Origin of the sequence: Kutzneria buriramensis (genome assembly GCF_003387475.1) — a bacterium.
In the GTDB taxonomy this organism is placed as follows: domain Bacteria; phylum Actinomycetota; class Actinomycetes; order Mycobacteriales; family Pseudonocardiaceae; genus Kutzneria; species Kutzneria buriramensis.
In genome coordinates, this window is record NZ_QUNO01000003.1 from 112,977 (window position 1) to 135,363 (window position 22,387).

The 22,387-nt window shown below is 71.3% G+C and carries 20 protein-coding genes; 12 read left to right on the forward strand and 8 right to left on the reverse strand.

Features of this window, described 5'->3' with window-relative positions; translation table 11 throughout:
- Positions 1 to 78 precede the first annotated feature (78 nt).
- The 3 genes from BCF44_RS08955 (at position 79) to BCF44_RS57460 (ending at position 4,043) form a co-directional block, all read left to right on the forward strand.
- Positions 79 to 639 carry a Uma2 family endonuclease gene (locus BCF44_RS08955; RefSeq protein ID WP_116173727.1) on the forward strand — a complete coding sequence of 187 codons (561 nt, stop codon included), beginning with the start codon at positions 79 to 81 and terminating at the stop codon, positions 637 to 639.
- 34 nt (positions 640 to 673) lie between these two features.
- A complete protein-coding gene (locus tag BCF44_RS54695; RefSeq protein WP_147328443.1) occupies positions 674 to 889 on the forward strand; it encodes a hypothetical protein in 216 nt (71 codons plus the stop codon).
- A gap of 202 nt (positions 890 to 1,091) precedes the next feature.
- A complete protein-coding gene (locus BCF44_RS57460) occupies positions 1,092 to 4,043 on the forward strand; it encodes a S53 family peptidase (RefSeq protein ID WP_116173728.1) in 2,952 nt (983 codons plus the stop codon).
- Between the two features lie 42 nt (positions 4,044 to 4,085).
- On the opposite strand, the gene BCF44_RS08965 is transcribed toward BCF44_RS57460, so the two are convergent.
- Positions 4,086 to 4,526, reverse strand: coding sequence for a L,D-transpeptidase (locus tag BCF44_RS08965; RefSeq protein ID WP_116173729.1), 441 nt, complete (start codon positions 4,524 to 4,526; stop codon positions 4,086 to 4,088).
- A gap of 302 nt (positions 4,527 to 4,828) precedes the next feature.
- Between BCF44_RS08965 and BCF44_RS08970 the strand changes: the two genes are divergently transcribed.
- Positions 4,829 to 5,119: a hypothetical protein gene (locus tag BCF44_RS08970; RefSeq protein WP_116173730.1), complete on the forward strand. Its 291-nt coding sequence runs from the start codon at positions 4,829 to 4,831 to the stop codon at positions 5,117 to 5,119.
- Positions 5,120 to 5,188: 69 nt separating this feature from the next.
- Here BCF44_RS08970 and BCF44_RS08975 read toward each other — a convergent pair whose 3' ends face one another.
- Entirely contained in the window at positions 5,189 to 5,611 is a 423-nt protein-coding gene (locus BCF44_RS08975; RefSeq protein WP_116173731.1) for a DUF4383 domain-containing protein, read from the reverse strand.
- Between the two features lie 134 nt (positions 5,612 to 5,745).
- Between BCF44_RS08975 and BCF44_RS08980 the strand changes: the two genes are divergently transcribed.
- From BCF44_RS08980 to BCF44_RS09005, 6 genes are all read left to right on the forward strand, one after another.
- On the forward strand, positions 5,746 to 6,660 hold the full coding sequence (locus BCF44_RS08980; RefSeq protein WP_116173732.1) for an ABC transporter ATP-binding protein: 915 nt from the start codon (positions 5,746 to 5,748) through the stop codon (positions 6,658 to 6,660).
- A gap of 32 nt (positions 6,661 to 6,692) precedes the next feature.
- A complete protein-coding gene (locus BCF44_RS08985; protein ID WP_170217427.1) occupies positions 6,693 to 7,409 on the forward strand; it encodes an ABC transporter permease in 717 nt (238 codons plus the stop codon).
- Between the two features lie 6 nt (positions 7,410 to 7,415).
- Positions 7,416 to 8,528 (forward strand): sensor histidine kinase, encoded by a 1,113-nt coding sequence (locus tag BCF44_RS08990; protein ID WP_116173734.1) that lies wholly within the window; start codon positions 7,416 to 7,418, stop codon positions 8,526 to 8,528.
- The gene (locus tag BCF44_RS08995) at positions 8,521 to 9,150 is read left to right on the forward strand and encodes a response regulator (protein WP_116173735.1); all 630 of its coding nucleotides are present in this window, start codon (positions 8,521 to 8,523) and stop codon (positions 9,148 to 9,150) included. Before BCF44_RS08990 ends, BCF44_RS08995 begins: the two co-directional genes overlap by 8 nt.
- A gap of 67 nt (positions 9,151 to 9,217) precedes the next feature.
- Positions 9,218 to 9,625 (forward strand): hypothetical protein, encoded by a 408-nt coding sequence (locus BCF44_RS09000; protein ID WP_116173736.1) that lies wholly within the window; start codon positions 9,218 to 9,220, stop codon positions 9,623 to 9,625.
- A 46-nt stretch (positions 9,626 to 9,671) separates the two neighbouring features.
- Positions 9,672 to 10,046 carry an FKBP-type peptidyl-prolyl cis-trans isomerase gene (locus BCF44_RS09005; protein WP_116173737.1) on the forward strand — a complete coding sequence of 125 codons (375 nt, stop codon included), beginning with the start codon at positions 9,672 to 9,674 and terminating at the stop codon, positions 10,044 to 10,046.
- A gap of 178 nt (positions 10,047 to 10,224) precedes the next feature.
- Here the strand turns inward: BCF44_RS09005 and BCF44_RS09010 are convergent, their stop codons facing one another.
- On the reverse strand, positions 10,225 to 10,761 hold the full coding sequence (locus BCF44_RS09010) for an HAD domain-containing protein (RefSeq protein ID WP_116173738.1): 537 nt from the start codon (positions 10,759 to 10,761) through the stop codon (positions 10,225 to 10,227).
- A gap of 38 nt (positions 10,762 to 10,799) precedes the next feature.
- The gene (locus tag BCF44_RS09015; RefSeq protein WP_116173739.1) at positions 10,800 to 14,912 is read right to left on the reverse strand and encodes a HAMP domain-containing protein; all 4,113 of its coding nucleotides are present in this window, start codon (positions 14,910 to 14,912) and stop codon (positions 10,800 to 10,802) included.
- Positions 14,913 to 15,120: 208 nt separating this feature from the next.
- Between BCF44_RS09015 and BCF44_RS09020 the strand changes: the two genes are divergently transcribed.
- The gene (locus BCF44_RS09020) at positions 15,121 to 16,626 is read left to right on the forward strand and encodes a PP2C family protein-serine/threonine phosphatase (protein WP_116173740.1); all 1,506 of its coding nucleotides are present in this window, start codon (positions 15,121 to 15,123) and stop codon (positions 16,624 to 16,626) included.
- Between the two features lie 202 nt (positions 16,627 to 16,828).
- Positions 16,829 to 17,449, forward strand: coding sequence for a DUF6928 family protein (locus BCF44_RS09025; RefSeq protein WP_116173741.1), 621 nt, complete (start codon positions 16,829 to 16,831; stop codon positions 17,447 to 17,449).
- On the opposite strand, the gene BCF44_RS09030 is transcribed toward BCF44_RS09025, so the two are convergent.
- The 4 genes from BCF44_RS09030 to BCF44_RS09045 are packed head-to-tail and all read right to left on the reverse strand — an operon-like array spanning position 17,446 to position 22,305.
- Positions 17,446 to 18,651, reverse strand: coding sequence for a D-alanyl-D-alanine carboxypeptidase family protein (locus tag BCF44_RS09030; RefSeq protein ID WP_116173742.1), 1,206 nt, complete (start codon positions 18,649 to 18,651; stop codon positions 17,446 to 17,448). The genes BCF44_RS09025 and BCF44_RS09030 overlap by 4 nt on opposite strands.
- A 34-nt stretch (positions 18,652 to 18,685) precedes the next feature.
- Positions 18,686 to 20,158, reverse strand: coding sequence for a hydantoinase/oxoprolinase family protein (locus BCF44_RS09035; RefSeq protein WP_116173743.1), 1,473 nt, complete (start codon positions 20,156 to 20,158; stop codon positions 18,686 to 18,688).
- Positions 20,155 to 21,213: an S-methyl thiohydantoin desulfurase family protein gene (locus tag BCF44_RS09040; RefSeq protein ID WP_116173744.1), complete on the reverse strand. Its 1,059-nt coding sequence runs from the start codon at positions 21,211 to 21,213 to the stop codon at positions 20,155 to 20,157. Before BCF44_RS09040 ends, BCF44_RS09035 begins: the two co-directional genes overlap by 4 nt.
- A gap of 48 nt (positions 21,214 to 21,261) precedes the next feature.
- Positions 21,262 to 22,305, reverse strand: coding sequence for an aldo/keto reductase (locus BCF44_RS09045; protein ID WP_116173745.1), 1,044 nt, complete (start codon positions 22,303 to 22,305; stop codon positions 21,262 to 21,264).
- Between the last annotated feature and the right edge of the window lie 82 nt (positions 22,306 to 22,387).

A 22,387-nucleotide genomic window follows, 5' to 3' on the forward strand; every position in this document is an offset into this window, starting at 1 on the left:
GATTTCGCGTGGAAGTCGCCTCTTCCCGCGCCCGGTACGCTGCCGGGCGGGTGGATCGTCGGCACGAGGAGGCTCACCATGGGAAGTGTTCCTGCATTTCCCCACGGTAGGCCGCTGACGCGGGCGGACCTGGAGGCGATGCCAGATGATGGGCACCGCTACGAACTCGTGGACGGGACTCTGGTCATGAGCCCGTCGCCCCGTCCACTGCACCAGCGCATCGTCGCGCGGCTGCTGATCGCGCTGACGATGAACTGCCCGGCGCACCTGGAGGTGCTGCCGGCCCCCGTCGATGTCGTGCTGGCCGACGACACCGTGTTCATCCCGGACCTGGTGGTCGGCCGGCGCGAGGACTTCACCCCCACGCACCTGGCCGGCGTGCCGGAGCTGGTGGTGGAGGTGCTGTCGCCGAGCACCCGGCTGGTGGACCTGAAACTCAAGCGGGCCAAGTACCAGGAGGCCGGCTGCCCCAACTACTGGCTGGTCGATCCGACGCTGCCGGAGCTGCGCTGCCTGGCCCTGCGCGACGGCGTGTACACCCAGATCGTGAGCGCCGTCGGCGACGACATCGTCGAGGTCACGGAGCCGTTCTCGGCGCTGCTCAGCCCCGCCCAGCTGGTGGCTCCGCACGGTCGGTGACCGCGTCGGCGTCCGCGGGACGCCGGTTTTCCTGTTGTCTCCCATCGGGTTTGCGCTCGAACAGGCGGTGCAGGTGGATCGTCTTGCGCGCCGGCAACTCGGCGTCGCGTGGTGCTGCCATGCGTCCATGATGCCAATCGCGATCTTGCTTTCCGGCCCGATCGTGACGCTGCGCGACGACCGGCGGGCGGTCGTCGGTGAGCGGCCGGCGGCCGCTTCGGCCGGACCGATCATCGCCCGTCGTCGCTGATCACGCCGGTGGATTGGTCTGGACATCGGAGGACTATGACCGTTATGCGGCTTTTAGGGGTGACTGACGGCCACATCTTGCCGTAACACTCCGAGCGCTCTCTTGACGCATCGACGCCGCCTCTCGTAGAAGTGAGATCGGCTCGTCAGCGGCTCCGCCCCGCCCGAGCGGTAGAAACACCGCCACAGGACGGAGTTCACGCGTGCGCCTCACCGGACGCCGGCTGACAGCCGGCTTCGCCATCTCCTCGCTGGTGTTCGCGGCCGCCGCCGCGATCACGCCGGCCGCCCAGGCCGCGCCCGCCGGCCCGGCCGTCGCCCCGGGCCTCTACACGCTGCCCACGGGCGATCACGTGCGCGTAGACGGTGCCAGGGCGGACTTCCTGCCGGCCCCGGGCCACAGCGCCGCCGCCGTCACCACCTGGCTGGACGGCCGCCCGACGGTGGTGCCGGTCAGCGCGATCGGCCACCTGAGCTCGCTGGACGGCTTCGAGATCGGCGGCGCGAAACCCGCCGCCGCACACCCGGACTACGTGATGGCGCCGCTGCACATCACGGCCCTGGACCACGAGGGCAAGCCGGTGCAGGCGGCCGAGGTCGTCGTGATCAACACCGACGACCCGGCCCGGGCGCAGTGGGACGGCATCATGCTCTCCGGCGACTCCCGCATCGCCCTGCCGGCCGGGCACTACAGCGTCGCCGTCGCCGCGTTCGAGACCGACGCCAAGGACAACCCCACCGAGACCGAGCTGCTGACCGTCACGGACGTCACCGTGCCGACCACCGGCACCACCGTCGCGGTCGACGGCCGCAAGGCGTCGCCGGTCGCGTTCACCACGCCGCTGCCCAGCGTCGACAGCGCCACCGTCGTCGGCTGGAGCCGTGGCGTGGGCGCGAAACTCGCCACCCTGGACATCGGTGCGATGGCCGGGACCCGCTTCTACGTCGGTCAGGCCGCGAAGGCGCAGTACGGCACGTTGCAGTACTCCGTCGCCGGCCGCCGCGTCTCCCCCGCCGCCGCCGTCGCGCCGTACAGCTACGCGCTGGTGGTGCCGAAGACCGACTCCATCGGCGCGAACCAGACGTACGCGGTCACCGCGTCCAGCCTGGCCACGATCGACAACACCTTCGTCACCGACCAGCCCGGTCAGGACGCCTTCACCTGGGACGACTTCGTGCTGCGCGACGAAGGCCCCACCGACCCGGCGCTGCCCACCGTGCCCTACGTTCCCGTGCACGCCCCGGGTTCCGACCGCCGGTACGTGTCGACGGACGCCTCCTTCGTCTACGAGGGGACTTTCGACCCGAACGGCAGCTACGTCGACAACCTCCAGCGCACCCTGGCCCTGAAGGCCGGCCAGCACGTCTCGCTGGCCTGGCGGGGCGGCGTGATCGCGCCGGCCCCGGCGACGGTCGACGGCCCCTGCTTCCTCTGCCGTGACGGCGACACGCTGCACGGCGTGGGCGTGATGGACACCGACTTCTCCGGCGGCATCGGCCAGTGGAGCGACGGCCCGACCACGATCGCCCAGGACGGCAAGCAGATCTACAGCGGCGGCACCATGGGCTACGCGTTCGACCAGAAGCTGGCCGCCGGCAAGCACCGCTACGTCTACTCCATCGACGCCACGCACGACAGCGCCGTCACCGCGCTGTCCACGCACACCCAGATCACCTGGGGCTTCGACTCCAGCACATCGACCGGCCCGGTGCCGATCCTGTTCGCCGGCGCGGGCTTCAGCGAGGACAAGCACGACAACATCGCGCCCGGCAAGGCAACCGTGTCGATCGCGTTCCAGCACCAGGCCGGCGCGGCCGACCCGGACGTCACCGCCGCCACCGCCGATGTCTCCTACGACGACGGCAAGACCTGGCAGCCGGTCACCGTCACGCTGACCGACGGCCACCACGCGAGCGGCGCGTTCACCGTGCCGGCCGGCACCAAGCCCGGCTACCTCGCGGTCCGGTTCCACGGCGTCGACAAGGCCGGCAGCACCCTGGACGAGACCGTGCACAACGCGGCGCTTGTCAACGCTCCCAACGGAATCGCCACTCCGCCGTCGTCGGGCGACACCACGCCCGCCGCCGACACGCACGCCGTCTGCGCGACCGCCGCGCGCGGCCACGCCCGCTGCCTCGCGCTGACCACCGCGGCGAAGTGGCAGCCGTCCGCGAACAAGCTGCCGGACGGTCTCGCCCCGGCCGACCTGCACGCCGCGTACAACCTGCCGGCCACGGCCAAGAGCGACACCGTCGCGATCGTGGACGCCAACGGCGACGCGACTGCCGAGTCCGACCTCGCCGTGTACCGCAAGACGTACGGGCTGCCGGCCTGCACCACGGCCAACGGCTGCCTGAAGATCCTCAACCAGAACGGCAAGACCTCGCCGCTGCCGCCGGTGAACCCGGACGACGACTGGACCGACGAGATCTCGCTGGACCTGGACATGGTCAGCGCGGTCTGCCCGGCCTGCCACATCGTGCTCGTGGAGGCGAACAGCTCCGACACCGCCGACCTGGCCAAGGCCGAGACGGTCGCCACCGGCTCGGGCGCGGTCGCCGTCTCCAACAGCTTCGGCGGCGACGAGAACACCGAGACGACGGCGCTGGCCGGCGGCTTCGCCAAGGCCGGCGTGGCGATCACCGCCTCCACCGGCGACGCCGGCTTCAAGCAGGCCAGCTGGCCGGCCTCGCTGAGCACGGTGATCGCCGTCGGCGGCACCAGCCTCAGCAAGGCGAGCAACGCCCGCGGCTGGACGGAATCCGCGTGGAAGGGCGCCGGATCCGGCTGTTCCGGTTACGTGGCAAAGCCTTCGTGGCAGCAGGACAAGGACTGTCCGAACCGGACGATCGCGGACATCTCCGCGGTGGCCGACCCGCTGACGGGCCCGGCCGTGTACTCCGCCGGCGACTGGGCCGTCGTCGGCGGCACCAGCGCCTCCTCGCCGGTCATCGCGGCGATGATCGCGCTGGCCGGCAACTCCGCGAAGCTGCCCAACGCCAAGTACATCTACCAGCACGCCGGCTCGCTGAACGACGTGACGACCGGCAGCAACAAGCACTGGGACTGCGGCGGTGACTACCTGTGCACCGCCGGCAAGGGGTACGACGGCCCGACCGGCCTCGGCACTCCGAACGGACTCGGTGCCCTGTAAGGAGAAAGCGGGTGGCGCCTCGGTGAGGCGCCACCCGCGCTCTTACGGCACGACCTGAACGACGTCACCCGGCTGCAGGTCCGCGTAGAACTCCGCGGCCGCGGTGTGCGCGAGGTGCACGCAGCCGTGCGACGGCACGCTCAGGCTGCCCTCGTGGAACGCGTCGCCGCCGTTGAAGAACACCGAGTACGGCATCGGCGCGTTGTTGAAGATGGTGCTGCGGTGGTGCAGATCCTTGAACGTGACGCGGAAGGTGCCCGGATCCGTCGGCGCGCTCGCCATGCCGGGCATCGCCGGCACCGGTCCGTAGGTCACGGCTCCGCCACGCATCAGCCACGCCTGGTGGGTCGACAGGTCGACGCACGCCCGCGCGGCCGCGGAACACGGCGCCGACGGCGCGGCCAGGGCCGGCGTCGCCAACGCGCAGACGGCACACCCAGCGGCGATCGCCGCGCCGGCAGCCAATTTCACTGTGCTGGTCATCGTTTCTCGCCTCCGTCCTCGTGGAACGAATACCCCCGGTGGCGAGATCGAAACACCGTCCGCGCATGGCAATGGGCGCACGCCCCCGACGCGTGCGCCCACCACCCGTTCTCCCGTGGCGAAAAGCGACTACCCGTCATGACGGGTGGTCAAACCACCAAGAAATTTCCGAACGGGGTCAAGTGCTTTGACCACCGGGGTTCAGAGGTCCACAAAGGACTCAGTCGCACGCGGAGCTGCGACGACGGGCAGACGGCGCTAGCGTGGCCACTTCACCGGATCCGACGTCGAACGGAGAACACATGCTCACGCTCACGCCGAACGCCGTGGAGGTCGTGCGCAGCCTGACCAGCGACGACGGCGTGCCCGAGGGAACCGGGCTGCGCATCGCCAACCAGGACGGCCGACTCGCGCTCGCACTGGCGCCGCAGCCGGACGAGGCCGACCGGGTGATCGCCGGCGAGGGCGCCCGGCTGTTCCTGGACGACTCGGCCGCGGCCTACCTGGACGACAAGGTCCTGGACGCCAATGTGGACGACCAGGGCAATCCCACGTTCACGCTGGCGACGCAGACGCCTCCGGCCACGATGTGACGCCAGGCACGCGAAACGCCACGTGCACGGAGCAGGGGCCGCCGCACGTGGCGTTTCGTGTCTTCTGGGTCAGTGCCGGTCGGAGCCCATGAACGGGGCGGCGACGAGCAGCGCGCAGGTGGCGCTGACGGTCAGCACGACCAGGTGCAGCACGTGGTCGGCGAGGTTGAGGCCGAGCGACTCCGGCACCGCCACGCCGTAGGCGAAGAAGCCGGAGAACACCGCGAACTGGAGCATGGCCCAGGGCGCGGTCAGCCGGCGCACGAACGAGGACAGCGCGCCGATCACCCCGAAGATCACCAGCAGCAGGCTGTGCAGCGGGCTCAGCTGTAGACCGATGAAGGTCGCGTCCGGGGTGGTGTCGCCCAGCGAGCCACCGTGCCCGAGCACCAGCCCGGCGACACCGATGACCGCGACGAGCACGCCCACCACCGCGAAGATCAGTCGCGGCACGCGCGAGTGGTCGACCATCAGCTCCGCCTTTCGGGACATCAGTGGATCTCACGCGGGATCCTCGCACAGGCCGCGCGGGCGTCTGCCTCGACCCCGCCATCCACCGATCGGTTGACCCGGGTGTGATCGCCCGGTCGATCCCGTGGAAAGGCCGCGGAAACGACGCTTTTCCCATGGACGTCATCGAGGTGGACAGGCTCCACAAACGTTATCGGGATCACGTCGCCGTGCGGGACGTGTCGTTCACCGTCCGGCCCGGCGAGATCTTCGGCGTGCTCGGCCCGAACGGGGCAGGCAAGACCACCGCCGTCGAATGCGTGGCCGGGCTGCGGGTGCCCGACGGCGGCACGGTCCGGGTGCTGGGCCTGGACCCGCGCCGAGAGCACGACGCCCTGCCCAGCCGCGTCGGCGTGCAGCTCCAGGAGAGCCAGCTGCCCGAGAAGATGCGCGTGCGGGAGGCGCTGCGGCTCTACAGCTCCTTCTACGCCGACCCCGTGGACTGGCGGCGGCTGCTGGACGACTGGGGTCTCGCGGACAAGGCGAACACCCCGTTCGGCAAGCTCTCCGGCGGCCAGAAGCAGCGGCTGTTCATCGCGCTGGCGCTCATCGGCAATCCGGACATCGCGGTGCTCGACGAGCTGACCACCGGCCTGGACCCGCAGGCCCGCCGGGACACCTGGGGCCTGGTCGAGGACATCCGGGCCAGGGGAGTCACGGTGGTGCTCGTCACGCACTTCATGGAGGAGGCCGAGCGGCTCTGCGACCGGATCGCGGTGATCGACCGCGGCCGGGTCGTCGCGCTCGACACGCCGGCGGGCCTGGTCTCCACGGTCGCCGCCGAGCAGCGCATCCGGTTCCGGCCGAGCGCGCCCGTGCCCGACGGCCTGCTCACCGACCTGCCCGAGGTCACGTCGGTGCGCCGGGTCGGCCCGCAGCTGCACGTCACGGGCACCGGCGACCTGTTGCAGGCGGTCACGTCGGTGCTGGCCCGGCACCGGATCGTCGCCGCCGAGCTGCGGGTGGAGCAGGCCAGCCTGGACGACGCCTTCGTCGCGCTGACCGGCAAGAACCTGGAGGACGTCCGATGAGCACCCAGGCACCTGCGCAAGGAGGCCGCCGCATGAGCGCCCAGACCCGTGTCGCCGCCTCCGAGCTGCGGCTGTTCCTGCGCGAGCCGGCCGCCGTCGCGGCCACCCTCGGCCTGCCCCTGCTGATCATGGTGTCCTTCGGCCTGATCATCACGCCCGACGGCGACCCGATCTTCACCTACTTCCCGGGCCTGGCGATCTCCTTCTCGCTGGCCATCCTGTCCCTGAACCTGCTGCCGACGATCCTGGCCGGCTACCGGGAGAAGGGCATCCTGCGCCGCCTGTACACCACACCGGTGCACCCGTCGAAGGTCCTCATCGGACAGTTGCTGGTGGCCTCGGCGGTGGCCGTCGCGATGGCCCTGGTCGTGGTGGTCTCCGGGCGGCTCATCGGCTTCCCGCTGCCCGGCCAGCCGATGGGTTTCGTGCTGGCGTTCGTGCTCGGCTCGCTCGCGCTGTTCTCGGTCGGGCTGCTGGTGGCGGCGATCGCGCCGACGGCCCGGATGGCGACAGCGGTCGGCATGCTGCTGTTCTTCGTGAACATGTTCACCGGCGGCGTGTTCACGCCGCGCGAGGCGCTGCCCGGCTTCCTCAACCGGATCGGCGACTTCATGCCGCTGGGCGCGACGATGCAGGCGGTGCGCGACTCGTGGGCCGGGCATTTCCCGCAGCTGCTGCACCTGGTCGTGCTGGCTACCATCACGGTGGTGTTCGGGCTGGCCTCGGCCCGGCTGTTCCGCTGGGAGTAGCTCGCGATGACCGAGAAGGACCGGCTCGTCCTCTGGGTGAGCGGCTACGCCCTGCTGGCGCTGTCCACCGTGCTGGCGCTGGCCGTCCCCATCAGCGACCACGACCAGCCCGCCGGCGTCACGCTGGCGCTGGTCGGGGCGACGGCGCTGTGGCTGTTGTGGACGGTGCGGGGCCTGCCGCGCTGGCCGGTCCCGTACTACGTCGTGATGCTGGCGCTGGTCGTCGCGTTGCAGTGGGCCAACTCCTGGTACTCGATCTTCGCCGCGATGGGCATCGGCCTGGCGTTCGGCCTGCTGCCGCCGCGCTGGATCGCGGTCGGCGTCGGCGCCCAGACCACGCTGACGGTGCTGGTGCAGAGCCAGGACGGGCAGCCGTGGACGGTGCTGCCGGGCGTGGTCGTGCCGATGGTGTACGCCGGCTTCATGATCGGCCGACAGTCCGAGAAGTACCGCCGCACCAGCGAGGAGCTGACGGCGGCGCTGGCCGAGAACACCGGGCTGCACGAGCAGCTCCTGGTGCAGGCCCGGGAGGCCGGCGTGCTGGACGAGCGGCAGCGGCTGGCCCGCGAGATCCACGACACGCTGGCGCAGGGGCTGGCCGGGATCATCACGCAGTTGCAGGCGGCCGAGCAGACCGGCGACCGCGCGCACGTGGACAAGGCGGCCCGGCTGGCCCGGGAGAGCCTGACCGAGGCACGCCGGTCCGTGCAGGCGCTGCGGCCGGAACCGTTGGAGGACAACAGATTGGTCGACGCGGTGGCGGAGCTGGCGCAGGGCTGGTCGCGGGAGTCGGGGGTGCCGGTGACGGTGTCGTCGGAGGGGCAGCCGCGGCCGGTGACGCCGGACCGGGAGGTGGCGCTGTTCCGGGTGGCGCAGGAGGCGCTGGCCAACGTGGCCAAGCACGCCCGCGCCTCCCGGGTCGGCGTGACCCTGTCCTATTTGGATGATCAGGTGGTGCTGGACGTGCGGGACGACGGCAGTGGGCTGGCCGGCGACCGGGACGGCGGCTTCGGGCTGACGGTGATGCGGCAGCGCATGGACGGCGTCGGCGGGACGCTGGCGGTGGAGTCGGAGCCGGGCGCCGGCACCGCGATCTCGGCGAGCGTGCCCGGTGAGTGACCCGATCCGGCTGCTCGTCGTCGACGACCACCCGGTGGTGCGGAACGGGCTGCTCGGCATGTTCGCCGGCGACGCCGAGTTCGAGGTGGTCGGCGAGGCCGCCGACGGCGCCGAGGCCGTCGCCTACGCCCGGGCGCTGGACCCGGACGTGGTGCTGATGGACCTGCGCATGCCCGGCATGGACGGCGTAGCGGCGATACGAAAGCTAGCGGCGCTAGAAATCCGAGCAAAAGTACTCGTGCTCACGACTTACGACACCGACAGCGACGTGCTGCCGGCGATCGAGGCCGGCGCCACCGGTTATCTGCTGAAGGACACCCCGCGCGCCGAGCTGTTGCGGGCCGTCCGCGCCGCCGTCCGGGGCGAGGCCGTGCTGTCGCCCACCGTGGCCACCAAGCTGCTCGGGCAGGTCCGGGCCCCGGCCAAGGACGACCTGAGCAAGCGGGAGCTAGAAGTTCTGGCGCTGATAGCCAAGGGAGCGACGAACCGCGAGGCCGCCGCCCAGCTGTTCATCAGCGAGGCCACCGTCAAGACCCACCTGCTGCACCTCTACGCCAAACTCGGCGTCTCCGATCGCGCCGCCGCCGTGGCCACCGCGTTCGCCCGCGGCCTGCTCCGCTGAGCCTTCACCACTGCACTCGCCCGCGGGCTGCCGCGCCGAGCCGTACAGTGCTGTCGGGGGTGGCGACATGCCGACACTGGTCTTCGTGCTCACCGTGGCCACGGTTGTCCTCTGGGGTGGGGCAACCGTCCGGGTCTGGCTCGTGCTCCCGCCGCACCGACAGCCACTGGCCGTCGCCTATCTCGCCGTGCCGGTCGTCGCCCTGGCCTTCGTGGCGTTCGGCGGCGAAGCCGTCGGCGACATGGTTACCGGCCTGGCGACCATCATCGGCCTCGTCTTCTGGCTGAGCACCGGCCTCAAACCCGAGCGGGCCGTCGAGTTCCGCGGCGACGAGCCGCCCGAGCGGATCACCCACCGCACCGGCCAACTGCTCCTGCGCCGGCAACTCAGCGTGGTCGGCGCCGTCGCGCTGCTGACGGTCGTCCTCGCCATCACGCTGCCGTGGCTGCGCGACGTGCCGTGGTTCCGGCCCTGACGGATAGGGTGGACCGGCATCGGAAACATGTGAGGAGAGCTTCACCATGGCGTTGGAAAAGCCCGTAGTCGAGCCGTACGACGGCGCAGCCCCGGCCGACCTGGTCATCGAGGACATCACCGTCGGCGACGGCCCGGAGGCCACCCCCGGCCAGCGCGTGAACGTGCACTACGTGGGCGTCTCGCACTCCACCGGCGAGGAGTTCGACGCCTCCTGGAACCGCGGCTCGGCCTTCCAGTTCGCGCTCGGCGGCGGCCAGGTCATCCAGGGCTGGGACCGCGGCGTCGCCGGCATGAAGGTCGGCGGCCGGCGCAAGCTGGTCATCCCGCCGCACCTGGGCTACGGCGCCCGCGGCGCCGGCGGCGTCATCAAGCCCAACGAGACCCTGATCTTCGTGGTGGACCTGCTCGGCGTCAACTGATTTTTTGCCGCGCGTTCCGCGCGGGGCGAGGCCGCTGGCGAAGCCGATGCCTTCCCTTGTCTCGTTCACGTGCCGCGAGACTCGGGCGGGTGTCGGCTCGGCCGCGGCCCGTGAACGAGCCCGCGGTCCAGGCATCGGCGCGGCCTCGCACCTCGACCTCGCAAGGGTCCATCTCGGACTAGCGGCCGCGGCCCCACCGCGCCAGCGCCTCGAAGTCCTCGTCGCGCAGGCCCAGGCGCGGATCCACCCAGTGCAGCAGCGCCGGCCCGTCGTGATGCGCCGCGACCCACTCCCGGTCCGCCGGCCCGATCTCGTCGTCCACCCACGCGAACGCCCGCCCGGCGGCCCAGGCCACGATGTGCCGGGTCTTCCAGTGGATGCCCGCGGGGTCCTTGGCGTGGTCGTCGGGCCAGTCCAGCCAGGGCAGCTCCGGCAGGTGCAGCGGCGGCCCGATCCACTCGTTGGCCTCGTCCCGCCACGTCGTCGCCCACACGAGGTCGTACGGCAGCGCACGCAGCCGGGCCCCGTGCTCGACGTTGAGCCACACCCGCAGCGGCCGCACGAACGCCTCGGGCCGGTGCGGGTTGGCCGCTATCCACGATCTGGGTTTGGTCCGATACGTGCTGTAACCATCGGGTCGCCGGTGCGGCTTGGCCATGTACGGGTTCAGCGGCCCGTCCACGTCCAGCAGCAACACCGGCCGACTGGCGCCCACACCCCGACCCTAGGCATCGGCTCACCCGATGCCTAGGGTCACGCCTCCCGCTCGGCCGGGACTTCCGTGTCGTAGTCCAGGTACGCCCCGATCAGGTTGAGCAACAGGTCGGTGTCGACCGGTTTGGTCACGTAGTCGTTGGCGCCCGAGGCCAGGCTCTTCTCCCGATCGCCCTTCATCGCCTTGGCTGTGACGGCGATCACCGGCAGGTCGGCGTGCGCGGACATGTCCCGGATCGCGGCCATGGTGGCGTTGCCGTCCAGCTCCGGCATCATGATGTCCATCAGCACCAGGGCGATGTCGTCGTACTGCTCCAGCGCCCGGATCCCGGCCACGCCGTTGTCGGCGAACACCACGTGCAGCCCGTGCAGCTCCAGCACGGTGCTCAAGGCGAACACGTTGCGCAGGTCGTCGTCGACGATGAGCACCTTCTCGCCGTGGAAGCGCGGCGCGGTCGGGCTGAGCGCCGCCGGCGTCGGCTCCGGCTGCTCGACCAGCACGGCCTCCTCCAGCTCGTCCACCTCGGGCAGCTCGGCCGCGGCGGCCAGCAGCGCCGGCGGCGGCGTCACCGGCAGGCACAGCACGAACGCGCTGCCCTGGCCGGGCGTGCTGCGCACCTGGAGCTCGCCGCCGAGCAGGTGGGTGAGCTCCCGGCTGATGGACAGGCCCAGCCCGGTGCCGCCGTACTTGCGGCTGGTGGTGCCGTCGGCCTGCTGGAACGCCTCGAAGATGACGCCGAGCTTGTCGGCGGGGATGCCGATGCCGGTGTCCTCGACGGCGAACGCGATGCGGGTCGGGGCGGCGCGCAGTGTGGACCGCCGCACCTGGTTGGGCGGGGCCAGGCTGATGGTCAGCCGGATGCGCCCCTCCAGGGTGAACTTCACGGCGTTGGACAGCAGGTTGCGCAGGATCTGCTGGAGCCGCTGCACGTCGGTGTGCAGCTCGTCGGGCACGTCGGCGTCCACGACGACCGAGAAGTCCAGGCCCTTCTGGCCGGTCAGCGGCCGGCACAGCTTCTCCACGTAGTCCACGAGGTCGACCACGGACACCGAGGTCTCCTCCAGCTGGAGGTGACCGGCCTCGACCTTGGCCAGGTCGAGGATGTCGTTGATCAGCTGGAGCAGGTCGCTGCCGGCAGCGTGGATGGTGCGGGCGAACTCGACCTGCTTGTCGGAGAGGTTGCCCTCCAGGTTGTCGGCCATCAGCTTGGCCAGAATGAGCAGGCTGTTCAGCGGCGTGCGCAGCTCGTGCGACATGTTGGCCATGAACTCGGACTTGTAGCGCGAGGCCAGCGCCAGCTGCTGGGCGCGTTCCTCCAGCTCCTGGCGGCCCTGCTCGATCTCGGAGTTCTTGGACTCGATGTCGCTGTTCTGCCGGGCCAGCAGCGCCGCCTTCTCGGCCAGCTCGGCGTTGGACCGCTGCATCTCCACCTGCTGGGCCTGCAGCTGCTCGGAGCGGGCCCGCAGCTCCTGGGCCAGCCGCTGCGACTCGGCCAGCAGCGCGTCGGTGCGGGAGCTGGCCTGGATGGTGTTGACGGTGACGCCGATGGTCTCCTTGAGCTGCTCCAGCAGGTCGCGGTGCACCTCGGTGAAGCGGCCGACCGAGGCCAGCTCGATCACCCCGAGCACCTTGCCCTCGAACTGCACCGGCAGCACGATCACGTCCGACGGTGGCGCCGAGCCCAGGCCGGAGGTGATCTTGATGTAGCTGGGCGGCGCGGCCGCCATCCTGATCGTCTTCTTCTCCACGGCGGCCTGCCCGACGAGCGACTCGCCGAAGGCGAAGCGCGGGTCACGGCCGTCGCCGGGCACGCCGTAGCCGGCGGCGCGGGCCAGTTCCTCGCCGTCGACCAGGAAGAACAGGCCCTGCTGGGCCGACACCAGCGGGGCCAGCTCGCTCATGATCAGCGACGCCAGCTCGGCCACGTCCCGCTGGCCCTGCATGAGACCGGACAGCCGCGCCAGGTTTGTCTTGAGCCAGTCCTGTTCCCGGTTGGCGGTGGTGGTCTCCATCAGGTTGCCGATCATCCGGTTGATGTTGTCCTTCAGATCGGCCATCTCGCCGCGGGCCTGCACGGTGATCTGCCGGGTCAGGTCGCCGGCGGTCACCGCGGTGGCCACCGCCGCGATCGCCCGCACCTGCGTGGTCAGGTTGTCGGCCAGCTCGTTGACGCTCTCGGTGAGCCGCTTCCACGCGCCGGTGACGCCGACGACCTCGGCCTGGCCGCCCAGCTTGCCCTCGGTGCCGACCTCGCGCGCCACACGCGTCACCTCGTCGGCGAAGCCGGAGAGCTGGTCCACCATCGTGTTGACGGTGTTCTTCAGCTCCAGGATCTCGCCGCGGGCGTCGACGTCGATCTTCTTCGACAGGTCGCCGCGCGCGACGGCGGTGGTGACCTGGGCGATGTTGCGGACCTGGGACGTCAGGTTGTCCGCCATGAAGTTGACGTTGTCCGTCAGGTCCTTCCACGTGCCGGCCACGCCCGGCACCCGCGCCTGACCGCCGAGCATGCCCTCGGTGCCGACCTCGCGCGCCACACGCGTGACCTCGTCGGCGAACGCGCGGAGCGTGTCCACCATGCCGTTGATGGTCGCGGCCAGCGCCGCGACCTCGCCGGCCGCCTCGACCACGATCTTCTTGGACAGGTCGCCGTCGGCGACCGCCGTGGCGACCCGGGCGATGGACCGCACCTGGCCGGTCAGGTTGTGCGCCATGACGTTGACGTTGTCGGTGAGGTCCTTCCACGTGCCGGCGACGCCGCGCACGGTCGCCTGACCGCCGAGCTTGCCCTCGGTGCCGACCTCGCGCGCCACACGCGTGACCTCGTCGGCGAAGGCGGAGAGCTGGTCCACCATCGTGTTGATGGTGTTCTTCAGCTCCAGGATCTCGCCGCGAGCGTCCACTGTGATCTTCTGCGAAAGATCGCCGCGGGCGACGGCCGTGGTGACCGACGCGATGGACCGCACCTGCGAAGTCAGGTTGCCGGCCATGAAGTTCACCGAATCGGTGAGATCGCGCCAGGTTCCCGCGACGCCCGGCACCGTGGCCTGACCGCCCAGCCGGCCCTCGCCGCCGACCTCACGGGCGACCCGGGTCACCTCCGCCGCGAAGGAGGAAAGCTGGTCCACCATGGTGTTGACGGTGTTCTTCAGCTCGAGGATCTCGCCCTTCACGTCGACGGTGATCTTCTGCGACAGGTCGCCCTTCGCCACCGCCGTCGTCACCTGCGCGATGGACCGCACCTGCGAGGTCAGGTTGGCCGCCATGAAGTTCACGTTCGCGGTGAGGTCGCGCCAGATGCCGGCGACGCCCGGCACCGTCGCCTGACCGCCGAGGATGCCCTCCGTGCCGACCTCGCGGGCGACACGCGTCACCTCGTCGGCCAGCGCGGAAAGCTGGTCCACCATGGTGTTCACGGTGTTCTTCAGGCCCAGCATCTCGCCGGACACCTCGACGGTGATCTTCCGGCTGAGGTCGCCGTCGGCCACCGCCGTGGTCACCTGGGCGATGTCTCGAACCTGCGCGGTCAGGTTGCCCGCCATCAGGTTCACGTTGTCGGTCAGGTCACGCCAGATCCCTGCTACTCCGGGCACAACGGCCTGGCCACCGAGCTTGCCCTCGGTGCCCACTTCGCGGGCTACCCGCGTCACCTGCTCGGCAAACACCGAAAGTTGCTCGAGAAGTCCGTTGACCGTCGAGCAGAGCTGTTCGGCCTCGCCACGCAGGGGTTGTCCGTTGCGGTGCGAGGCCATTCGCTGCGACAGGTCGCCCTCGGCGACGGCGGCGAGCACCCGACTCAGCTCCGTCGTGGGGTGCAGCAGGTCCTCCAGCACCAGGTTCACCGACTGCCGGGCCACCGCCCAGCCGCCGGTGAACGGCTCCGTGGACAGCCGTTCCCCCACGCCGCCGCGCAGCGTGGAGAGCTCGCCGACCAGATCCTGGTTGCGCTCCACGATCTCGTTGAAGACCTCGGCCACGCGCGCGGCGGTGCCGTCGCCGACCGGAGTCAGGCGGCGGCGGAAATTTCCGTCCCGCACATCGCGCATCGCGCTGAGCAGGCGGTCGAGAAACGCGTCCTCGCCGGCGGGCTGCCTCGTCCCGACCGGCAGCGAGGTGGTGTCCACGTCGGCCTCCCTCGAATCGGCTGCCATCGAATAGCGTGTCGGTGACAGCTAGCCTGCCACGCGAACGGTGATGGTGAGCAGTCGAGTCCGCCGGGCTAGTCTGAACCAGACCGGCCAGGAGTCTGGAGGTGGCGCGGTGGTCGACCGACACTCCGCACCCGGGATTCCCGTGCCGACTAGATCGGGACCGACCGGAACGGAGTTGGGCGCGGTACCGCTGAGCAGGCAGGAAACCGTGGGCGCCGCCGTGTGGCAGGCGCTGCTCGACGGTGCCGACAAGGCCGTGCTGGTGCAGGACGGCCGCGGCGTGGTGCGCGTGGTGAGCCGCCGCGCCGCCGAGCTGTTCCCGGATCTGCGGCCCGGCGTCGAATTGGCCGGTGTGGCCGGTTTCACCGGATCGGAGCAGGTCGAGGTCGAGACCACGTGCCAGGGCGTGGCCTGGCGCTGGCTGCCGCGGCGGCTGGACGCCGATCACGTGTCGTGGCATGGTGATCCGACCGAGCCCGACGAGCCGTGGTGCGAGAAGTGCGCCCAGGCGCGGTTTCTGGCCAACACCAGCCGGCTGCTGGGCAGTTCCCTGCGTCGTGAACAGACTTTGCGCAGCATCGTGCAGCTGGCCGTGCCGACGCTGGCCGACTGCTGCGCGGTGATGCTGCCGGCCCGGCGCGGCCGGGTCGAGTGGTGGCGGTACACCCGCGGCGGCGACACCGAGCACGGCCGCGTCGGCCAGCACGCGTTGCGGTCCGTCACCGCACTGGCCGAGGCTTACTCGGGTTCCGCGACCAAGCCGATGGCCGGGCATCCGGTGGGCGGCGCGCGGCTGGACTGGTTGCTGGCCGGCGACGCCGACTCACCCGACAGCGTGACGGTTGTGCCCCTAAGGCACGAAGGTCTGCCGACCGGCGCGTTGGTGTTGGTGGGCAACGGTTCTCTGGACAACACGGAAGTAGTACGGGATTACGCCGGTCGAGCGGCGGCCGCGCTGAGCTCCGCGCACTCCTACAGCGACCAGGCCCGGGCGACCGAGGTGCTGGAGGCCAGCCTGCTGCCCGCGCCGCTGCCCGAGGTGCCGGGCGTCGAGTGGGCCGCGTGCTACCGGCCGGCGCACAGCACGATCCGGGTCGGCGGCGATTTCTACGACGTGTTCCCGGAATCCGACGGCCGGGCCCTGTTCCTGCTCGGCGACGTCTGCGGCAACGGCGTCGAGGCCGCGACGCTCGCCGGCCGGATCCGGCACACCGTCGAGGCGCTGCGGCTGGTGGAGACCGAGCCGACGAAGCTGTTGCACCTGTTGAACAAGGCCATTCTCACCAGCAGCGACAACCGGTTCGCCACGCTCGTAGTCGGCGCCATGGAGCGGCTGGAGTCCGGCGCCGTGCAGGTCCGGCTCGCCTCCGGCGGCCACCCGTCGCCCGTCGTGCTGCGCGCCTCCGGCGCCGTCGAGGAGGTCACCGTGCCCGGCACACTCGTCGGCGTGCTGCCCGATCCCCATTTCAGCGAGGCCACCGTCACTCTTTCGGCCGGCGACGTGTGCATGCTCTACAGCGACGGCGTCACGGAGGCACGCGGCGGCAGCGACGGCCGCGAGCAGTTCGGCGCGCACCGCCTCAGCGAGGCTATCGGCTCCGGCGCCGGCCTCGCCGCGCACGATCTCACCCGGCACGTGGAGAGCCGGCTCGACGAGTGGCTCGCCGGCCGCGACCACGACGACGTCGCCCTGCTGGCGTTGCAGGCTGTCTGAGTTGGCAGGCCGTCTGGCGTGAGGTCGCGCCGGTCTCTGGACCGCAGCCGGATTCCGATCGCCCGCCACCCGACTCGGCCACGACCCGAACCAACGCGGGCGATCGAATTCCGGCCAGGGAAGAGACCGGATCTTCAGCGACCTCACCCCGCGCGGAACACGCGGCATGAAACTGTCAGACCCCCTCGCTAGCGTCGTCGACATGGGTGCGAAGACCGCGATGCTCGTGTCGGCCGACAGGCCGGTTGCCGAGGCGCTCCAAGGGATCTCGGAGGTCGACCTGGACCGCGCCGCCGAACTGCTGTCCAGGCTCAGACCGGGGTCGACCGTCACGGCGACGCCACCGGCGGCACTGTTCGACGCCACCTATCCCGCCGAAGGTGAGGTGTACGCACTTTCGGCCCCGGGACTGGACATGCTCTGCGACCGGACGGTCATGCTGGATCGGCCGTCGGAGTTACCGGAACGGCTGCTGGCTCTGGGCAGGGGAAGGCGGACCTACCTGCACGCCATGCACAGCATGGTGGACTGGCTGGCGTTCGCGGTCTGGGAGGACGGCCGGCTGGCCCGCTCGCTGAGCGTGTCGCCGGACGACGGCGTCATCGAGGACATCGGCGACCGGCTGCCGTTCGAACGGCCTTACTGGGAGGGCGAACACGCGGTGGACGACTACCCGCTGCCGTTCCACCCGCTCGAACTGGGTGAACGGGCGCTGTACGAGTTCTTCGGATTCTTCCTCGAGGGATTCCGGACCCTCGACGGCAAGCTGGCCGAGCCGCTGGTGGACGACGAGAGGGTGGTGATGTCCGGGTTCCGCTGCTAGCTCGCGCGACGACGGCGCATGCCGACGTAGACGACACCGCCGACGACCAGGATCAGCGCCACCACCGCGAGCGCGGTGGGCAGGCTGAAGCCCGAGTCGGACGACTGCCCGGACGCCAGCACGTGCTGCGCGGCCGGCGGCACCGCGGTCGTGGTGGCGCTGGGCGACGCGGTCGGGTCGGCGTCGACGAGCTGACCGACCGGCTGCGCGCCGCTGGCCTTGAGGTTGAAGCCGTAGTCCATCATCGGCGCGGACTGCTTGTACATCTGCGTCACCGGGCTCATCGTGCCGCGTGTGCCGACGAACACGAGGCGGGTGCTGCCCCGCTGCGCGGCATTGATGTACGTGTGCAGCGCGTCGTCGGTGTAGCCGGTCTTGCCGCCGAGGTCGCCGTCGTAGTTGTAGAGCAGCGGGTTGTCGTTGTTGACCTGGAAGCCGGGCTTGCCGCCCCAGCCGGGGAACTGGATCTGCTCGGTGGACACCGCGGCGGCGAACCGCTTGTCCTGCATGGCCAGCCGGAACAGCACGGCCAGGTCGTACGCGGACGAGACCATGCCGGGCCCGTCCAGGCCGGCCGGCGTCGCGGTGCGGGTGTCCAGCGCGCCGACGCTGTGCGCGAGGGCGTTCATCTTGGCGACGGTCTGCGCGACGCCGCCGAGCTGCGTGGCGAACGCGAAGGCGCAGTCGTTGCCGGAGTGCATCAGCAGCGCGTGGAACAGCTGGTCGTTGCTGTACTGGCCGCCGGGGCCGATGCCGACGCGGGTGCCGTCCTGGTTGGCGTCGTCCCAGGTGCCGGTGACCACCGTGTCCATCTTCAGGTCCCGCATGACCACGAGCGAGAGGAGCACCTTGATCAATGACGCCGGCCGCTGCCGGGAGTGCGGGTCGCGGGCCGCGAGCACCTGACCGGTGTCGAGGTCGGCGAGCACCCACGACTCGAACTGGTTGTCCGGCGGGGCCGTGGCCTTGGGCGGCAACACCGGGCCGCACTCGGCCATCCGGGAGCCGCCGACGGGCTGGCTCGGCACCGGCAGCGGAGCCGGCGCGGTCTGACCGGGAGCCGGATTCTCGGACGAGTCGACCGGCGGCGGCGGGGCAGTCCGGAAGTCGCAGCCCGCCGGATCGGCGGCCGCTGTGGGCGCCGCTACCGTGCAGATGAGCACGAAAAGGGCAACCAACAGGCGCAGCAGTCGTCGAGGCACACGGCAGGGTATCCGGAAATCCGGTCGCGCCGGGTCAGCTGCGCTCGTACGTGCGACGCCAGCCGACGCGCGGCGGCCCCTCGGCGCGCACGCGCAGCAGCACGGTCGGCTCGCTGACGTGCGGGACCGTCGACTCCTCGACGTCGGTCACCGCGACCGTCACCGGGTCCGCCCCGGCGTGCACGGCCGCGGCCCGCGCCTGCTCGTGCACACGGGTGCGGATGTCGTCGCCATGCGGGCTGGCCGCGCCGAACATGCGCACCGCCTCGCCGCCCACCGGTGCGGCCGCCACACCGACGGCCGACGCCGCGTCCGCGCGGGGCGGGCAGCACACCAGCGTCGTCCCGGGCAGCGGCCCCGGCAGCGTGTCCACGAGCTTCTCCGCGCCCGGCCCGATCACCAGCAGCGGCAGGTCGCGCGGTGAGCCCTTGGCGCGGTCGACGGCCTCGGCGAGCTGCGTCAGCCCGGACCCTGTTCCCCCGATGGGGGGATCCGTGGCGACGAGCGCCACCGTGCGCAGGCCCGTCTGCACGCCGGCGATGATCGTGGAACCGGCCGCGAGCTGCGCCGACCCGCCGGTCACCGAGCACACCGCCGTCGGCTGCCCGGCGACGTCGGTGAAGGCGACGAGCGCCTCCGACTCGCCGGCGAGCAGCGCGGCGCCCCGCGCGCCGACCGCCGCCGCGGCGCCGTGCATCAGCAGCGGCCGGGTCAGCGCGTAGTCGACGGTCATGATCGAGCCGTCGTTGCGGGCCATGAACGGCTCGGCGTGCGACAGGCCGCAGTCCACCAGCGAGCGGCGCAGCCGGTGCGCCGCGCCCCAGGCCCGCCGGATCAGGGTCGCCTGCAACACCGTGGCGTTCTCACGTTCGAGGAGACCGGCGCCGCCGATCTCGTGGGAGAGCAGGATCGGCACCGAGTCGCCGAGCTCGGCGCGGAGCAGGCCGGCGGCGGCCAGCTCGTGCCCGGGCGCGACGGTGGCGAACACGCTGCTCACCGCGACCGCGTTGACCTTGCCGGCGATCGACCGCGCGAACGCCACCAGCGCGGCCGTGTCCAGCGGCTCGAAGTCGCCGCCGTCCAGGCGCGCGCCGCCGGCGACGCTGGTCTCCGCGATCGACACCGTCGCGCGCAGCTCGGCCGGCCAGCCGGCCAGCGGCGGCAGCGAGGTGGTCGCCGCGCCGAGCCGCACCACCGCGACCGGCCCCAGCTGGCCCGGCCACCGCTTCCAGCTCCGGTCGGAGCCCGGCAGGCCGGCGAGACCGTCGACCTCGCTGACGGCGAGCATCACCTGCTGGATGTTTTCGAGCTCGATGCCGCGCGGGCCGGCTTGCGCCATCAGCTCGTCGACGGCCGAGGGCAGCACCTCGGTGATGGACGGGATCACCGTCGGACGCTCGATCGAGGCCAGCACTGTCCCGTCGCTCTCGACGAGCGCCGCCGCGTACCGGTCGCGTTGCACGGTGATGCCGAGCCGGCAGCTACGGTCCAGCGTCCCGGCGCTCACGGCGCGACCACCGGTCGATACGGCAGGTCCAGGCCGAACGCCGCCGGCCCGACCAGGTCCAACCCGGCCGGCGTGCGCCAGACGTCCGGGCACGGCAGCGCCACCGCCACCACCCGGTGGCCGTAGCGGAGCTCGCCGGCCCCGAGCGCCTCGCCCGTGTACGTGTCGAAGACGGTGATGATGTCCGGCACCGTGGCCAGCACCTGCCCGTCCTCGACGACGGCGAGGTACTCGTGGCCGACCTCCAGCCGCAGCGTGCGGCCGTGATCAGGACCGGTGCCCTCGATCGTCGCCGGCGTGGGCCGGCCCGGCTCCGGCAGCGCCGCGGCGACCTTGCCCTCGGCGATCACCACGCCGTCGAACTCCGCCGCGATGGCCCGCGCCGCGTCCGCCACGGACTTCGCCTCGCCGATGAGCTCGCCGATGCGCAGCGCCTTGGCGATGGAGCCGTCGATGACCGCGCCGGCGGCCTGTTCGACGGTCATCACGTACTCGCTGCTCACGCCCCGGTCGCCGAAGCCGACGACCACCGACCGTGCCATCCGCTCCAGCCAGCCGTCGCCGTCGGCGTGCACCGCGACCACGCGGTCGTGCTCGTCGGCCAGCACCACCGGCTCCGGCGACACGCCGGCCAGGTGCATCGACACCCGGGACATGCCGGGGAACGCCCGCCCCATGCCGTCGGCGTCCAGCATCGGCAGCCCGGCGTGGGCCGCCAGGGCGACCGACGCCGTGCCGTGGAAGCCGCCGATCTCGTTGCACAGCATGGCCACCACCGGCCGGCCGAAGTGCCGCTCGACGTGACCGCGGATGGTGGCGGCCTCGCGGCAGGTGCCGATCCGCTCCGCCCCGATCGCCGGCGCGCCGAGGAAGGAGCACGGCATCACCAGGCCGTCCGAGGGCAGCTCGCTGGCCTGGACCACTGGCACCGGGCCGGTCAGTTCGACGGCGTGCGCGGCCAGCGGCAGCGCGTAGCGCGCCTGCCCGCCGCCCCCGCCGCCGAGCACGTCGCAGCCTCGCGCGAACTCGCGCAGGCGTCCCCCGGCCAGGTGCATGTCGCGATCGTAATCACCCGCGGACGCCGCGCCAGTCCCAGGCGGGTCTCAAGCGGCCGAACGGGTAGCGACCGGTCGGCGTCGCAAGGACTTCTCGCTGATCTCACGCGGCGTGTAGAAGGTGTCGCCGGCGCTGATCGCGGTGCCCGGCGCGACCACCTCGTCGATCCGGTCCAGCGTCTCCTCGTCCAGCACCAGGTCCGCGCCGGCGAGCAGGTCGTCCAGCTGCTCCCGGGTGCGCGGGCCGATGATCGCCGAGGTGACGCCCGGGTGCGCGATCGAGAAGGCCATCGACAGATGGGTCAGCGAGACGCCGGCGTCGGCCGCGATCTTGGCCAGCTCCTCGACCGCCGCCATCTTCCGCGCGTTCTCGGGCAGGGCCGGGTCGAACACCTGGGCCGCCATCTTCGCGCGACCGGTGCTCATGTCGACGCCGTTGCGGTACTTGCCGGACAGCCAGCCCATGGCCAGCGGACTCCAGACCAGCACACCCACGCCGTAGCGCTGGGTCGTCGGCAGCACCGCCGCCTCGATGGTCCGGTTGAGGATCGAGTACGGCGGCTGCTCGGTGCGCAGCCGCTCCAGGCCGCGCCGCTCCGACGTCCACTGCGCCTCGACGATCAGCTCGGCCGGGAACGTCGACGAGCCGAAGGCACGGATCTTGCCGGCGCGCACCAGGTCGGTCAGCGCCGACAGGGTCTCCTCGATGTCGGTGTCCGGGTCCGGACGGTGGGCCTGGTAGATGTCGATGTGGTCGGTGTCCAGCCGGCGCAGGCTGTCCTCCACCGCACGCACGATCCAGCGGCGCGAATTGCCCCGCCGGTTGACGTCGTCGCCCATCTGGTTGTGGAACTTGGTGGCCAGCACGACGTCCTCGCGCCGGCCCTTGATCGCCCGGCCGACGATCCGCTCCGACTCGCCACTCGAGTAGATGTCGGCGGTGTCGATGAAGTTGATGCCGCCGTCCAGGGCGGCGTTGATGATCCGCCCCGCCTCCTCGCCGTCGGTGTTGGCCCACGTGCCGAAGTTCATGGCGCCGAAGCAGTACGGGCTGACCTTGATCCCGGTGCCGCCCAGTACACGCATCTGCATCGCTAACGTCCCCCTTGGGATCGAAGTTGCAACACCAATGTAGCGACTTTGGCACGATGTGCAACCCCCGTGCCGCCACCTA